Origin of the sequence: Trinickia diaoshuihuensis (assembly GCF_003390925.1) — a bacterium.
Taxonomy (GTDB): Bacteria; Pseudomonadota; Gammaproteobacteria; order Burkholderiales; family Burkholderiaceae; genus Trinickia; species Trinickia diaoshuihuensis.
Genome location: NZ_QUBS01000023.1, coordinates 80,807 through 94,246, shown reverse-complemented (window position 1 = coordinate 94,246; position 13,440 = coordinate 80,807). Strand labels below are relative to the sequence as shown.

General features: G+C 65.3%; 12 protein-coding genes. 3 read left to right on the top strand and 9 right to left on the bottom strand.

Features of this window, described 5'->3' with window-relative positions; translation table 11 throughout:
• Nucleotides 1–95: 95 nt before the first annotated feature.
• From DXT59_RS05900 to DXT59_RS05890, 3 genes are all read right to left on the bottom strand, one after another.
• Entirely contained in the window at nt 96–437 is a 342-nt protein-coding gene (locus tag DXT59_RS05900; RefSeq protein ID WP_116135989.1) for a hypothetical protein, read from the bottom strand.
• Nucleotides 438–575: 138 nt separating this feature from the next.
• Nucleotides 576–1,712 (bottom strand): hypothetical protein, encoded by a 1,137-nt coding sequence (locus DXT59_RS05895; protein ID WP_162877964.1) that lies wholly within the window; start codon nt 1,710–1,712, stop codon nt 576–578.
• 61 nt (nt 1,713–1,773) lie between these two features.
• Entirely contained in the window at nt 1,774–2,367 is a 594-nt protein-coding gene (locus DXT59_RS05890) for a TetR/AcrR family transcriptional regulator (RefSeq protein WP_116135987.1), read from the bottom strand.
• Nucleotides 2,368–2,482: 115 nt separating this feature from the next.
• Between DXT59_RS05890 and DXT59_RS05885 the strand changes: the two genes are divergently transcribed.
• Together DXT59_RS05885 and DXT59_RS05880 are read left to right on the top strand one after the other, a co-directional pair.
• A complete protein-coding gene (locus DXT59_RS05885; protein WP_116135986.1) occupies nt 2,483–2,911 on the top strand; it encodes a tautomerase family protein in 429 nt (142 codons plus the stop codon).
• Between the two features lie 366 nt (nt 2,912–3,277).
• Nucleotides 3,278–4,768 (top strand): MmgE/PrpD family protein, encoded by a 1,491-nt coding sequence (locus tag DXT59_RS05880; RefSeq protein WP_116135985.1) that lies wholly within the window; start codon nt 3,278–3,280, stop codon nt 4,766–4,768.
• 19 nt (nt 4,769–4,787) lie between these two features.
• Here the strand turns inward: DXT59_RS05880 and DXT59_RS05875 are convergent, their stop codons facing one another.
• From DXT59_RS05875 to DXT59_RS05850, 6 genes are all read right to left on the bottom strand, one after another.
• Nucleotides 4,788–5,807, bottom strand: a complete 1,020-nt coding sequence (locus DXT59_RS05875; protein WP_116135984.1) for a cyclase family protein — start codon at nt 5,805–5,807, stop codon at nt 4,788–4,790.
• Nucleotides 5,804–7,291 carry an MmgE/PrpD family protein gene (locus tag DXT59_RS05870; RefSeq protein WP_116135983.1) on the bottom strand — a complete coding sequence of 496 codons (1,488 nt, stop codon included), beginning with the start codon at nt 7,289–7,291 and terminating at the stop codon, nt 5,804–5,806. The genes DXT59_RS05875 and DXT59_RS05870 overlap by 4 nt, the downstream gene beginning before the upstream one ends.
• A complete protein-coding gene (locus DXT59_RS05865; protein WP_116135982.1) occupies nt 7,288–7,893 on the bottom strand; it encodes a hydrolase in 606 nt (201 codons plus the stop codon). The genes DXT59_RS05870 and DXT59_RS05865 overlap by 4 nt, the downstream gene beginning before the upstream one ends.
• Nucleotides 7,894–7,904: 11 nt before the next feature.
• Nucleotides 7,905–9,302 carry an MFS transporter gene (locus DXT59_RS05860; protein ID WP_420823363.1) on the bottom strand — a complete coding sequence of 466 codons (1,398 nt, stop codon included), beginning with the start codon at nt 9,300–9,302 and terminating at the stop codon, nt 7,905–7,907.
• A gap of 210 nt (nt 9,303–9,512) precedes the next feature.
• Nucleotides 9,513–10,493: an ROK family protein gene (locus tag DXT59_RS05855; RefSeq protein WP_116136009.1), complete on the bottom strand. Its 981-nt coding sequence runs from the start codon at nt 10,491–10,493 to the stop codon at nt 9,513–9,515.
• 14 nt (nt 10,494–10,507) lie between these two features.
• Entirely contained in the window at nt 10,508–11,947 is a 1,440-nt protein-coding gene (locus DXT59_RS05850) for an APC family permease (RefSeq protein WP_116135980.1), read from the bottom strand.
• A 160-nt stretch (nt 11,948–12,107) separates the two neighbouring features.
• On the opposite strand from DXT59_RS05850, the gene DXT59_RS05845 reads away from it, so the two are divergent.
• The gene (locus tag DXT59_RS05845; protein ID WP_162877963.1) at nt 12,108–13,316 is read left to right on the top strand and encodes an ROK family transcriptional regulator; all 1,209 of its coding nucleotides are present in this window, start codon (nt 12,108–12,110) and stop codon (nt 13,314–13,316) included.
• The last annotated feature ends 124 nt before the right edge of the window (nt 13,317–13,440 follow it).

Below are 13,440 nucleotides of genomic sequence, written 5' to 3'. Positions count from 1 at the left end.
GCAGGCGGTTTTTGTTTGTCGTCTCGTAGCTTTAAGCGGCGCTTTGCCGATTGCCCCTCGTTAGGTTAGGTGTCCTGATCGATCGTCAAACGATCTCAATGGTCCCAACCATGGCCGTGATCATGGCCCCAGCCGTGGCCGCGCCCGTGATCCCATCCGCCGTGGTGACGCCATTCATCGCGATCCCACCACCGGCGGCCGTCCCAGTACCGATCCCCATGCCAACCGATCACGACGGCCGGCGCGACGTACACGGGAGCCGGTTGATAGACGACCGGCGGCGGAGGCGGCGGTGCGTAAACCGGGGCAGGCGCAACGTAGACCGGTGCGGGAATGCCGATGTTAACCCCGATGTCCACCCGCGCCATCGCCGAGGTGGAAGCGCCGACGGCAAGCGCGCCGGCGGCGAGCGAAACGATACGGACAAGCGATTTCATGGTTTCACCTTCGAATACGTAGCGTGGTTGGGACAGACTATAGCGCGCGCGCTTCGATAGGCGTATTTCAAACTTGTAACTGTTGCTGCAGAAGATCCCCGACGGCCCCTCGCCGCGAAACGCGCCTCTGGCGGGCCCTCAACGCGCCGTGCGGTGCAATACCGCACCGCCGCGCGCGGGCGCGGAGACGATCACGAGCGCATCGTCCTCGAACAGCGTCCCGCTTGCGTTTTCCCCTACCTGTCGCAGCGATGTGACATCGCCGGTTGCCAAATCGATGTCGAGCATCGACGTGGCATGGTCGTCCTTGCACGACTTTCCTACGACTTGAAGAATCGCCCCGCCTTTGATTCCAAGCGCGTCGACACCGCAGATCGCTTTCGGCTTGGCAAACCGGTTTGCCACGTGCCCCGACGAATCGAGCAGCGAAACGATTTGCTGTCGATCGTTCAGGCCTACGAACGCCGTACGGCCGTCCGGCAGAAAGATCGCATCCGCCGCTTCGGTCTTCAACGGATAGACCGGTGTCGACCAAACATATCGCTCCTTGCGAAGATCGATTTTCGAGGCGGCATATCCGTCGTTCGACGAGGCGGCCGTGCCCTCGTTCGGCAGGAATTGCCCCGCGATTCGAAGGCTGTCGCCGTCGAGCTTCGCGCTCGCGTCGCTCGAGAACGCGCCGGTGGGCAAAACCGTCAATTGCCTGCGCGTAAGATCGCGATCGAACACGGCCCGAAACACGCTTCGTTTGCCGCCCTGCTCGAGCGATTGCGTGCTCGTTCCTCCCACGATCGACAATCCGTCGGGGCTCGCCTCGAACCGATTCGCCCATACGTTCGCGTCGATATCGATACGCCGTTGCTTGATGAGCTTTCCCGTTGCCGAGAGCTGATTCACGACGAGTTCGGTTCGGTTGCGGTTCGCGACGGAATCCGTGTGTTCCTCGGTAAGCACATAGTAGGCATCCCCATCGCGCAAACACGCTGTCGCGACGTTCTCGAAATGATCCTTCGCAAAAGGGATGTCCGCCTTCCATAAAACGCGATGCCGCCGGCTATCGACGAGCATAGCCATCGCGCTGTCGTTCGGGATCTCATCGTGATAAACAGCGCCCGTCACGCAATACTGCTCAGCGCCGACAGCAGCGATGGCGCGTGCGCTGAAGGGCTGCGACACATCCAACGCAACATCCGACGATAGGGCCGGCGCGCCGAGCACCGCGCCGGCCACGCAGGAGGTGAGCAGGCTTAGAAGGATGCAGAGCGATCGTTTCATAGCGCTTTCTTTTTGTTCTCGTAGTCGTGATAGGGAGTGAAAGCCGTGGTGCCTCGCCGCGTCAGTCACGACGCGGCGGCGCGTCGACCAAAGCCGTGGCGTAACGGCTAACCGCATTCGCAATGCGCTCGGACACCGCCGGATCGCGCACGGCCCGCGCGAGCGTCACTCCGCCCGCGAGCAACGAAAGGAGCGCGATGGCGCGGTCGCCATGATCGGCGCCGGGAAGGTCGCTCAGTCCCGATGAAACTTCGTCGATGACCGCCGACAATATTTTCTCATAGGCCTCGCGCGTCTCATCGTCGGCTCGCATCACCTCGGGCGTCAAACTCTGCAGCGCGCAACTCTCGCCAAGCTCGCAGGTGCGCCGCTGGCCGAGATAGAAGCTCACGAACGAACGCCGCCAGCGCGCGCCCTGCTCCGCTTTGAGCGACACGATCGCGTCTTTCAACTGCGCCATACCCGATAGCACCACGGCGCGAAACGCCTCGCTCTTCGACTTGAAGTGGCTATAGAACGCGCCGTTGGTGACACCGGCCTCCTTCGTCAACGGGCCTATGCCGGCTCCGCCATAGCCCTCGCGGCGAAACAGCCGGGCGGCGGCATCCAAAATCCGCTCGCGGGTCTCGTGCTTGTGTTCGATCGAATAGCGCATGAAAAACCTTACGGAGTACATGCTCTCTATTGAATAGAGAGCAATCGGTATGTATCTTATAGAGAGCGATCGCTATTTATAACATGTCTCAGTCAACCCAACTGGAGGTATTGCCATGCCGATCACGCTCACCGTTCCCGAAAATATTCTCGATCCCGCGGCCGAGGCGAAGGTATTTGCCGAACTGACGGATGCCTTGCTTGACATCGAGGGGCTGCAAGATAACGCGTTCATGGTCCCCAATGTCGTCGGAACGTTGCACACCCTGCCTCGTAACCGGATCTTCTCGGGCGGGGCTGCCGCGCTCGCGGCATTTGTCGAGCTGAAGCTGCCCGCCGTAGCCCTCGCGTCGCCCGATTCGAAACGCCGGTTCGTCGAACGGGCGACACGGATCGTCGCGCAGGCGTCCGGTGGCCGAATTGTGCCCGAACGCGTGTGGGTCAATGTCGTTTATGCCGCCGACGGCGCTTGGGGCATCGGAGGACAAGCCTACGACAACGCCGCACTAGGCGGTGCCATTCAAGCCGCAGCGCTGGCCCGCTAAGCCAAGTCTAGTGCTCCGCCGTTCGCCGCGGCTTCATCGCGGCGAACGGCAACCAAAATGAAATTCGTTTTCGTTTTACAACGAAAACCTATGACATCAGCATGAACCCTCAGACCTCATCTACCCGTCTCTTATCGACATTCCACGAATGTAGGCGTTAACCATAATCTTGACGAATGCCCCCATTGATCACGAAAATGAAACCTACTTTCATTTTTTAGCGAAGCCGATGATCTCGTCTCCCCACCCGGTCGATGAACCGACACGGCATTGCCCGTTTGCCGTCCGCCCCGGATAGCGGCGCCGCGCCGCCCGAACCGCAGGGCGCGCATGGCGAATCAAAATCACAAACCAGGAGACGACCCCATGAATCGACGCATCTTCCTTTCCGCTTTGACGGGCGCCGCCGTCGCGTTGCCGCTCGGTCGCGCCAGCGCCGCCGTGGCGCTCGCGGCGGGCACCGCCGCACCGGTGGAAACAGGCGATGCCGGCCAGCCCGAACTCGCCCGGCAGCTCGCCGACTATGCGGCCGCTTTGCAGTATCGCGATCTGGACACCGCAACCGTCGAGACGATCAAGGCGCATCTGATCGACGCACTGGGCTGCGCGATCGCCGCGTATGAGGAGCCGCCAGTGCGCATCGCGCGCGATGCCGCGCTCGCCTCGCCCGGCGGCGTCGCCACCGTGATCGGGACGAACGTGCGCACGCGGGCCGACCTCGCCACGTTCGCGACGGGCACCGCCCTGCGCTACTTCGATTTCAACGATGCGTATGCAGGCAAGGAGACCGGTCATCCGAGCGATAACGTGTCCGCATGTCTCGCCGTCGCCGAAGCGCAGCACGCGAGCGGCCGCGACCTGATCCTATCGATCGCGATCGCGTACGAAATCGCGTGCCGGTTGATGGACGCCGCCGCGATCAGCCCGCGTGGCTGGGACCATACGTGCTACAGCCTACCCGCCGTCGCGCTCGCCGCCGGCAAACTGATGCGCCTGCCTACGACGCAACTCGTGCAAGCCGTCAACCTGTCGATCAACAGCCATCTCGCGGTAAACCAGACGCGGGTGCAGCAGTTGTCCAACTGGAAGGCGCTCGCCGACGCGGACGCCGCGCGCAACGCGGTCTTCTCGACCGAACTCGCCCGCGCCGGACTCACCGGCCCGGCGCCGATCTTCGAGGGAACAGCCGGATTCTTCGCGCAGGTATCGGGACCGTTCGACATCGACACCGCCGGATTCGGCGGCCGCGGCGGCTCGTTCAGGATCAACAAGTGCTTCGTGAAGTTCTATCCGGCACAAGGGCTGACGCAAACGGCGATTCCCGCCGCGCTCGCGGTTGCCGCGCAGGTCGGCGACCTGCGACGCATCCGTCGCATCGAGATCCATACCACCGAGACCGGCTACGTAACGGCCGGCCGGGATCCCGAGAAGTGGGCGCCCTCGACGCACGAGACCGCCGACCACAGCCTGCCCTACATCGTCGCGCGGGCCATGCTCGACGGCGACATCACGACCGCAAGCTACTCGAGCGCCGCGCTGAGCGACCCGGCATTGCACGCGCTGATCGGCAAAATCACCGTCAGCGCGGATCCGGCGCTGACGGCGCGCTATCCCGCGCACGCGGCGAATCGCGTCACCGCCGTCTGCGAGGACGGTGCGATTTATAGGAAAGAGGTGGACGATCTACCCGGTTCGCCGGCGCAACCGATGCAGCGCGACGACTTCGAAGCGAAGTTCATGAAGAATTGCCGGCAGCACTGGAGCGCGACGCGGATGCGCGCCGCACTCGATTACCTCTGGCGGCTCGACGATCAATCAGACGTCGCGACGCTGCCGCCGCTGCTCGTCGTGGGTTGACCCGCCGCCGTGCGCGCGTTCAGACCGTTGCGACAGGATTCACCGGCGCACCGACCAAGCCCCGGATATGCAACGGCGGCGCGGTCAAGAAGAACCTGTTGCGCCGATGAGCACGCAGCCAGTTCGCGAGCGGCGTCAGATGCCACAGCTCGCCCAGATGAATGCCGAGCTTGAACAGGCACAGCTCGTGCAGCGGCATCAGCGCGCCCGGTTGTGCGAGCGCCTGCGCATTTTGCGGCCGCTCCTCGATCGCGTGGTTGTCGGCGACCAGCGCCGCGAGCCCCGACTCGTCGATCCACCGCAGCAGCCGGGTATCGCCGCTGTCGAGCACGCACGCGCTCGCGACGGTGGCCGGCGATCCGGTCTCGTCGTTCAACAGCAGATCGGCGAAGCCCGTATGGAGGCAAACGATGTCGCCCCGCTCGACCTTCACCCCGTCGTCCTCCATGACACGCATGAGTTGTGAGTAGCCGACTTTCGTGCGGGCGTCGCCGAAGTGGTGACGCAAATCGATCAGCACGCCACGCCCTTGCACGCCGGTCTGCGCCATGACCTCGATGCCGAGCGCACGCGCGCCGCCGATGGCGTCGCCCTCCTGCGGCACGCGTAGATGCTCGCCCATGCGGAAGCCGTTATAGAACACGACTTCGGGCACGCCGTCGCCGTTCGCATCGAATACGCCGCCGACATGCGCAAGAGCGTCCCATTGCGTCGAGAACTGCGAATGCATGCAGAACGAATCGTCGCAGACCACGTCGGTTGCATTCGCAACTTGTTCGTCGGCCCGGTAGCCGAAATACGGCTTGCCGCCCAGCAGCGCCGGCATGACCGCCGGCGGACGGCGCCGCGCGTTCAGCCCGCCGCCGCGCGGCACGTCGAGCGGCAGACTCAGCGAGAACGACAGACCTTCCCGCACCTCGGCGGCACCTTGCCGCACCTTGTCCGGGGTCAGCCAGTTCAGCCTTCCCTTCTGGTCGTCGGGACCGAAATCGCCCCAGTTCGAGCCGGGCGGGCGCTTACTCCAGCGTCGCGCGTTCAAGATGAATACCCTCCTTTCGAGTTCGGATGCGCCCCCGATGTCAGCGCCGCGAGCGCATCGAGCGGTGCGTTGTCGACGAGAGCGTCAATCGCGCCGCGCAGCGCTTGCGCGTTCGGCATGCCGATGATCGAACTCGCCCCCATCACGAACTTCACGACGAGTTCTTGCTCGGTCAGGGGCCGCGCATTGGTACCCTTGCTGGACTCGATCCGCGCCTCGCGCACTTGCCCGTCGCGTAACCGCACGCGCAGGATGGCGGGCAGCAAGCGCGGGAATCGCTCGTCGCACCATGGATCGGCGACGCAACGTATCTTCGCGGCGAGCGCGCGACGAGCCGGTTCATGGACGAGCGCATCGTCGAAATCGTCGAACCAAAGCCCCAGCCCGCCGCCGCCAAGCAGCGCCGCCGCGACCGTGTACGGCCCCGAGAACGCGGCCGCATAGCCATTCGGCGGATTGGCTTTCAGCGCCGCCGGCTCTCCGATCGTGCGCAGCGTCGAGCTTGCCACGCGCAGCTCCGCGGACTCCACGTCGTCGGCCGTTACGCCTTGTGCCTTCAACTGCAACGCCGCGTCGATGCCCGGATGCGTGAAGTGATTGCACGGATACGGCTTAAAGATGATCCGGCTCGTCTCCCAGTTCTCGCCGAGGTTGCGCAGCACTGCGTCCGCGTCGGCCAGCTCGCCGCACCACGCGTGGAAGAAGCCGAAGCGGCCTTCGAGCGCGGTGGGCGGCGCCGTCACACCCGCGCTCGCCAGTTCGGCCGCGCTCACGCCCGCATGGGCGGCCCAGCCGCAGTGGATACGCTTCACCGAGCCGCCGGTACGATTCGCTTCGAGCAGGCCGGCGCCCATGCTGGCGGCGATCCCGAGCGCGGCGGCGATCCGGGCGTCGTCGAGCCCGAACAACATCGCCGCGGCCGCCGCCGCGCCTACCGTTCCGCAGATCGAGGTCGCATGCTGGCCTCGGTCGAAGAACACCGAATTGCCGATGCGCTCGTTGTAGGCGGCTACGCCAAGCCGAATGCAAATTTCGGTGCCGACCGTGATCGCATCGAGCAAGGCCGTGCCCGATGCGCCGCTCGCCTGCGCGGCAGCCAGCGCCGCGGGAATCACCGACGCGCTCGGATGCAGCACCGACAGCATGTGCGAATCGTCGAAATCCATCGCATGCGCGAGCGTGCCGTTGACCAACGCGGCACTCGTGGCCGGCAAACGGTCGGGGGCGCCGATCACGCTCGCGCGGCCGGTCCCTGCCCAGCGGCGAGCGACCTGCAGCACGGATTGCGCGACGGGTTCGGCATGCGCGATCAGGCTGTTGCCGATCAAGTCGAGCACGCGGCCGGCCGCCTCGACGCGCAGCGTGCGCGCGAGGCCCTCGGCGCGCGCAGTCGCAGCGAAGCGGCCGAGCGCCCCGACAATGCCGTCCGGCGGCGCGCCCTTGCCCGCGGTGGCCGGTGCGTCAATCGAGGCGGGCGCGCTCATGCGTGCGCTCCACCCCGGCGCGACTCGCCTTGCTCCAGTGCCTCCTCCACGTCGGCCGCCACGGCGACCTGCCCGAGCCTCGGGAAGATCTGGGTCAGCGCGAACGTCTGCGCATCGGCCGAGAACGTGCTGACCGCATCGCTCACGACGATGACGTTGTAGTCGTTCTCATACGCTTGGCGCGCCGTCGATTCGACGCCGATATTCGTTGCGATGCCGGTCAGCACCACGTCGGTGATCCCGCGGCGGCGCAGTTGCACGTCCAAGTCGGTGCCGGTGAACGCGCCCCACTGGTGCTTCGTTACGACGATGTCGGACGATTGCACGCCGAGCGCTTGGGCGAACGCGCTCCATTCGGGATCGAGATTCGGCGGCGGCGACGGCACGTCCGTCTTAACCTTCAGCGCAACGCCGCCGTCAGGCTGGTAGCTCGTGTGCACATAGATCACGGGCAGCCCGAGCGCGCGGAACGCAGCCGCGAGCTCGACCGTCTTCGCGACGACCTGCGCGCCCGTAAAAGGCACGACAGGCAGCGAGACGATGCCGTTCTGCAGATCGATGGCAACCAGCGCGGCGGTACGATTGAGCGTCGGAATGGACATGGATATCACCCTCACTTTCGTTGTGGAACGGGAGCGACGGCGGCAGCGAGGTGCCGGCTCGAGACGGCGTTGAGCAACAGCGCGGCGCTGACGATCGTCAGGACGAAGGCAAGCTCGCGCAACCCGCGGTCGCTTGCCGGATGCCCGAGCGCGAGACCGACCAGCGCGAACGACAGGCTGCCCCCGACGTACTGCGCGGTGCGGTACAGCCCCGCGGCCGTGCCGATCCGGTCGTGGGGCGCGTTCTGATAAAGCGTGGCCTGGTTGCCGAGATTGTTGAAACCGTTGGGCACGCCGAAGACGATCGAGAGCATCACGATCGCCGCGATCGGCAAGCTGCTCGTCATCAGGCTCATCACGAGGCTGCCGACGCACAGCATCACGGAGCCGATGACGAGTACCGGGCGCGCGCCGCGACGGTGTGCAATGCGGGTCGCAAGCATCGTAGTGACCGTGCCGATGCCGGCGACCGGCAGCATCACGAGGCCCGCATCGGCCGCCGAGAGGCCCCTAGCCTCCTGCAGCCAAATCGGCAGCGCGTAAAAGATCGCGTAGAAGACCGCATAGGTCGCGATGCAGCGCAGATAAGTCCCGAGCAGCGGATGATTCTCGGCAAGCATGCGAATGTCGATCAGCGGCGTGGCGGCCAGCCGCTCGCGACGGATCAGCAGCGCGGCGAGCACGAGCGTCGCGGCCAGCAGCAACCAGTCGGGTTCGCGGGACACCGATTGCATGAACAGCAGCAAGTTGGCAAGCGTCAGCACGAACAACGCGACGCCCGGCAGGTCGAGTTGCTTTAGCGTATCGCGCGACGTGCGGCGGGCTGCGCCGCCATCGACCGCGTCGGCTGCGTCGGCCGGAATCCAGAGCCATGCGAACAGGAGCGCCGTCAGCACGATCGGCACGTTGATCCAGAAGATGGCGCGCCAGCCGGCGAACTGCACGAGGGCGCCGCCGAGCGGCGGGCCGAACGCAACGGCCACCTGCGCCGCGATCGAAATGGCGCCGAGGCCGCCCGTCGGCGTCCTACCATTCGCGTGCTGCTGTGACCAGGCACGGATCATTGCCATGCCGGCCGGATACGCGGCCGAGGTACCGATGCCCAGTACGATGCGCGACGCGATCAGCCACCCGAGCGACGGCGCGAACGGCGCGAGCGCCGACGAGACCAGCACGATCGCAAGACCGATGCAGAAGATCCGCTTGGCCCCGAAGTGATCGGCGAGCCGTCCCATCGTCGGCTGACCCACGGCCGTCGCGAGGTAGAGGCCCGAGACGAGCCACATCGTATCGATGCGTTCATGCGCGGCCCCCCGCGCGACGAACGTTTGCTGGATGCTCACGAGCGCGAGCGCGATCATCGACGAGTTCAGCGCGTTGAGCAGCGTGCCGAGCACGATCGGGCCCATCAGCGTGGCCGGCAGGCGCCCGCCCGCCGCCGGCGCTTCTCCGCCGCGTGGCGAGGTAGGGCCCGCGCGCGAGGGCGTCGTTGGGTCAACTCGATCCGAGTTCGTTTTCATAGCATCGGCAATTGGTGGTTGGCAACGCTCGATTGATTCGAACGTGCGTTCACCTTACCGTTACAACCGCTATGAATAAAATCGATTGTTGCGATGCCCCTATTCGCCGCTTGAATACACGCCGCGCCCCCACCGTTCGCCGGCGAGAATCAGCGCGCCTTGCAAGGCGGCGCCAGGACCGAAGCTGGAGCGCCGCACTTCGGGGGGATACGGCACCGCCTCGGCCAGCGTCGAACGAATAGCTCCGTGGATACGCGCGATATGCGACATGCCCCCGCCGATCACGATGCGCGAGGGGTCGAGCAACAGCGCCATATTCGCCACCTGAACGCCGAGGTAGGCCAGTGTTTCGTCGATGAGCGCGGCGATGCGCGCGTCGTCGAGACCGAGCTCGAACGCCTCGGCCGTGGTGACGGGCCGGCCGAGCATCGCGCTCGCCCGATCGCCGATCGCGCGGCCCGATGCCAAATCCTCGAAGGGCGCGCCTCCTTGCGCGAACGGCACCTCCCCCGCTGTGCCGCGCAATTGATACGCGATCTCGCCCGCGGCGCCGTGCGCGCCGCGAAGCACCTTGCCATCGAGCACGGCTGCGGCGGCTAGGCCCGTTCCCAGATTCAGATAGAGCCCGCAATCGACGCCGGCCAGCGCGCCCTTGCGCGCTTCCGCCAACGCGGCGGCCTTCACGTCGGTCTCCACGCAGATGCAGCGCACATCGAATCCCTGGCGCAGCACATCGGCCAGCGGCAGTCGCTCCCATCCCGGATTGTTCGGCGCGAGCTTGATGCCCTGCGCCTCGACGATCCCCGGCGTAACGGCCGCTACCGAGACGAGCGGTGCGCCGGTTTGGGCTACCGTCTTCGAGATCAGTGCGCGAGCGGCGTCGAACATCCGCGAGATGACGGCGTCCGCTCCCTCGTGCGCGTGGGTTGGGATCTGCGACTCAAGGAGCACGTCGCCGGCCAGATTCGCAGTTGCCATGGCGATCTTCGTGCCGCCGAAATCGATCGCGAGCAAACATCCATTCGAGCCGGCGCCGGCCCGCTCGGCGTCGGGAGACGGTCGAAGTTCGAATCGATCCATCGTCCGCATCGGCCTTAACGTTGACTCGCATCTTGGCGTTCGACGAAAACCTCGCGAATCTCCCTCGGGCCGAACGGCCATTGACGCTGGACACGCGCCCAGAGAACAAACGCCGCGAGTCCGAGCGCCAGCCATGCGCTCGACAACAGTTGCGATTGCCGGTCCGTGGCATACAACACGTAGAGCCACCCGACCAGCGCAATCAAGCTCGGTACCGGATAGAGCCATTGACGATAGGGCCGAGCGAGCCTCGGTTGACGCCTGCGCAAGACCGTCAGCGCCGCGATCTGCGCGACCGATTGCAGCAGCACCGAAACGGCCACGAGCATATTGATCACGGTCGTCAGATCGAAGAACGTGCCCGCGGCGGTGACGAGTCCCATCGCCAACAACGCGACGTGCGGAAAATTATGTTTCGGGTGCAGCTTGCCGAACGCCGATAGGAATACGCCGTCGCGCGCCGCATAGAACGGCACGCGCGAGCCGCCGAGCAGCCCCGCGAACACCGATGCGAACGCGGCTACCAAGATGAGCGCGGTGACGATCGAGGCAGCCGTGTGCCCCCAGTTGCGCGACACCACGAGCGATGCGACGGACGTCGACTTCGCCACCTCCTGCCATGGCACCGTGCCGATCACGCCGATGTTCATCGCCAGATAGAACACCATCATCGCTAGGATCGAAACGATGATCGAGCGCGGCATGACGCGGCCCGGGTTCTTTAGTTCGTCGCCCATGTAGGCCGTCGTGTTGTAGCCGGCGTAGTCGTAGATCGCGATGATGAGCCCGGCGCCGAGCCCGGTGAAGAACTTGCCGATGCCGCCCGATTGCGCGGGCAGCGACATCGCTAGATCGAGGTGATAGTCGGAATAGGCCGCCGCTGTCGTGAGCCCGACCGCGAGCACCATCACGATCCATAGAACGGTACTAAGCGCGCGAATCGACTCGATGCGCCGGTACAGCGCGAGCACGACCAACGCGACGGCGACGAGCCCGATCAGATGCGTCTGCAGCGTGGTCAAGCCCGGGAAGAAGAACCCGAGGTATTGAACGAAGCCGATGATGCCGGTGCTCATGATGAGCGGAATCGAGAGCATCGCGGTCCACACGAACAGAAACGGCATGAGTTTGCCGGTGCGGTATTGGAACGCTTCGCGCAAATAGAGGTAGGTGCCGCCCGCGCCTGGCATCGCGGCGCCGAGTTCGGCCCACACGAGACCATCGGCCATGGCCAGCACCGCGCCGAGGATCCAACCGATAACGGCGAGCGGCCCGTTCATCACGGCAACGATGGTCGGGATGGTCAGGAACGGCCCCACCCCGCAAATCTGAATCATGTTGATCGCGATCGCCGGGGCTAGGCCGATCGAGCGGCGAAAGTGGGCGGCGCTGTCCGCGCCGGCCGCGCGCGAGCCCACGTCGTCCGCCCCATTCGTCAGTGCGGGGTCACTCATGTCATGTCTCCATGCGGCCGGTGCCGCGTGCTCATCGATGGAATGCTTGGGGCTTCGGCGATCTGCGCGCCGCCGTTGGAGACGAATGATAGGAAAGATTCTTTACGAATACAAATCTCTGTCAAAATTCCGTCGAGCCCACGATGTTTCTCCACCGCGCATGAACGACCCGAGCAGGCCCGACCTTCGTTACGCCACCGTCACGCGCGGCCCCGCGTACGTGCGGCAAGGCAATGAGTGGGCGATCTATCGGCACCTTTTGTCGCTCGCCCCTGCTTCGAGCCCCCAACTCGCGCAAAGCACCGGCTTGTCGAAGGTCACCGTGACCGCGGCGCTCGGCAACATGGAACGTCTAGGGCTCGTCGAACAAACGGGCGTGCGTGCGGGCAATGCCGGCCGTTCGCCGCGACTCTACGCGCCGCGGGCGCGCGCCGGATTCGTCGTTGCGGTCGACGTGGGCGCCGAGTGGATTCGCGTTGCGGTGGCCGATCTCACCGCGGCGATCGTCGCGCGCGTCGAACGCAGAACGCCTGCGCGAGCCGCGCAGTTGGTGGGCAAGATCGTCGAACTCGTCGAGTCGGCGCTGGCGGAGACCGGCGCGCCCCGCCATGACGTACTCGTCACCGTGCTGGGCTCGCCCGGGGTGCTGGACGCCGCGAGCAATCGCTTGCGGCTTGCTCCCAACCTGCCGAACTGGGAACGGTCCGATCTGATTGGGTCGCTGCGCGAGGCGCTCGGCGCGGATCTCGTTTTCGAGAACGATATCAATCTCGCCACGCTTGGCGAGCAGACGCATGGTGTCGGGCGTGACGTGCAAAACTTCGTTTTTATGTCGGTGGGTACGGGCATCGGCCTCGGCATCGTCGCCAATGGCCGCCTCTATCGCGGCGCGCGCGGCTTCGCGGGCGAGATAGCGATCATGCCCCCTGCCCCGCCGCGCGACGGTCGGTCGAAGGATCCCACGCCCGCTAACTTCGAGGCATCGGCCGCCGCGAAAGGTATCGTGGCATCGGCTCGAGCGCTGGGGCTCACGGTGGATACGTCCGAAGCCGTTTTTACGGCCGCCAAGGCGGGAGACGCGACGGCGCTGGCCTGCGTTGCCGAGGAAGCGCGGCAAATCGCTTGGGGGCTCGCCTCGATCATTCCTGTACTGGACCCGGCGCTCGTCGTGTTCGGCGGCGGTATCGGCCGCAGCGCATCGCTTTTGCTACCGGCGGTCACCGAGCATTTGACGCACTGGCTGCCGATCGATCTTCCGCGATTCGCCGTTTCGACGACAGGCACCGATGCCGTCTTGCTCGGCGCGATCGTGCACGGCATCGAGCGCGCGCGCACGAAGGCGTTCGAGCGCGTGGGGTATGCGCCGTGAGTTGGCGGCGTATCGTCGACGAGCGTTAACCGGCAAATATCCCAGGTGGTCTTGAATAAGGAAGACGGCTCGCGCCTGCTTGACGGCGTAGGACAGCCATCCTAATATCACCGCTCGATAGGAC

What these genes read in the sequence shown, in the direction of transcription:
- DXT59_RS05870 (WP_116135983.1), bottom strand. Translation starts at nt 7,291, where the DNA reads ATGAGCGCGCCCGCCTCGATTGACGCACCGGCCACCGCGGGCAAGGGC.
- DXT59_RS05865 (WP_116135982.1), bottom strand. Translation starts at nt 7,893, where the DNA reads ATGTCCATTCCGACGCTCAATCGTACCGCCGCGCTGGTTGCCATCGAT.
- DXT59_RS05860 (WP_420823363.1), bottom strand. Translation starts at nt 9,302, where the DNA reads ATGGGCCCGATCGTGCTCGGCACGCTGCTCAACGCGCTGAACTCGTCG.
- DXT59_RS05855 (WP_116136009.1), bottom strand. Translation starts at nt 10,493, where the DNA reads ATGGATCGATTCGAACTTCGACCGTCTCCCGACGCCGAGCGGGCCGGC.
- DXT59_RS05900 (WP_116135989.1), bottom strand. Translation starts at nt 437, where the DNA reads ATGAAATCGCTTGTCCGTATCGTTTCGCTCGCCGCCGGCGCGCTTGCC.
- DXT59_RS05845 (WP_162877963.1), top strand. Translation starts at nt 12,108, where the DNA reads ATGAACGACCCGAGCAGGCCCGACCTTCGTTACGCCACCGTCACGCGC.
- DXT59_RS05850 (WP_116135980.1), bottom strand. Translation starts at nt 11,947, where the DNA reads ATGAGTGACCCCGCACTGACGAATGGGGCGGACGACGTGGGCTCGCGC.
- DXT59_RS05895 (WP_162877964.1), bottom strand. Translation starts at nt 1,712, where the DNA reads ATGAAACGATCGCTCTGCATCCTTCTAAGCCTGCTCACCTCCTGCGTG.
- DXT59_RS05890 (WP_116135987.1), bottom strand. Translation starts at nt 2,367, where the DNA reads ATGCGCTATTCGATCGAACACAAGCACGAGACCCGCGAGCGGATTTTG.
- DXT59_RS05880 (WP_116135985.1), top strand. Translation starts at nt 3,278, where the DNA reads ATGAATCGACGCATCTTCCTTTCCGCTTTGACGGGCGCCGCCGTCGCG.
- DXT59_RS05885 (WP_116135986.1), top strand. Translation starts at nt 2,483, where the DNA reads ATGCCGATCACGCTCACCGTTCCCGAAAATATTCTCGATCCCGCGGCC.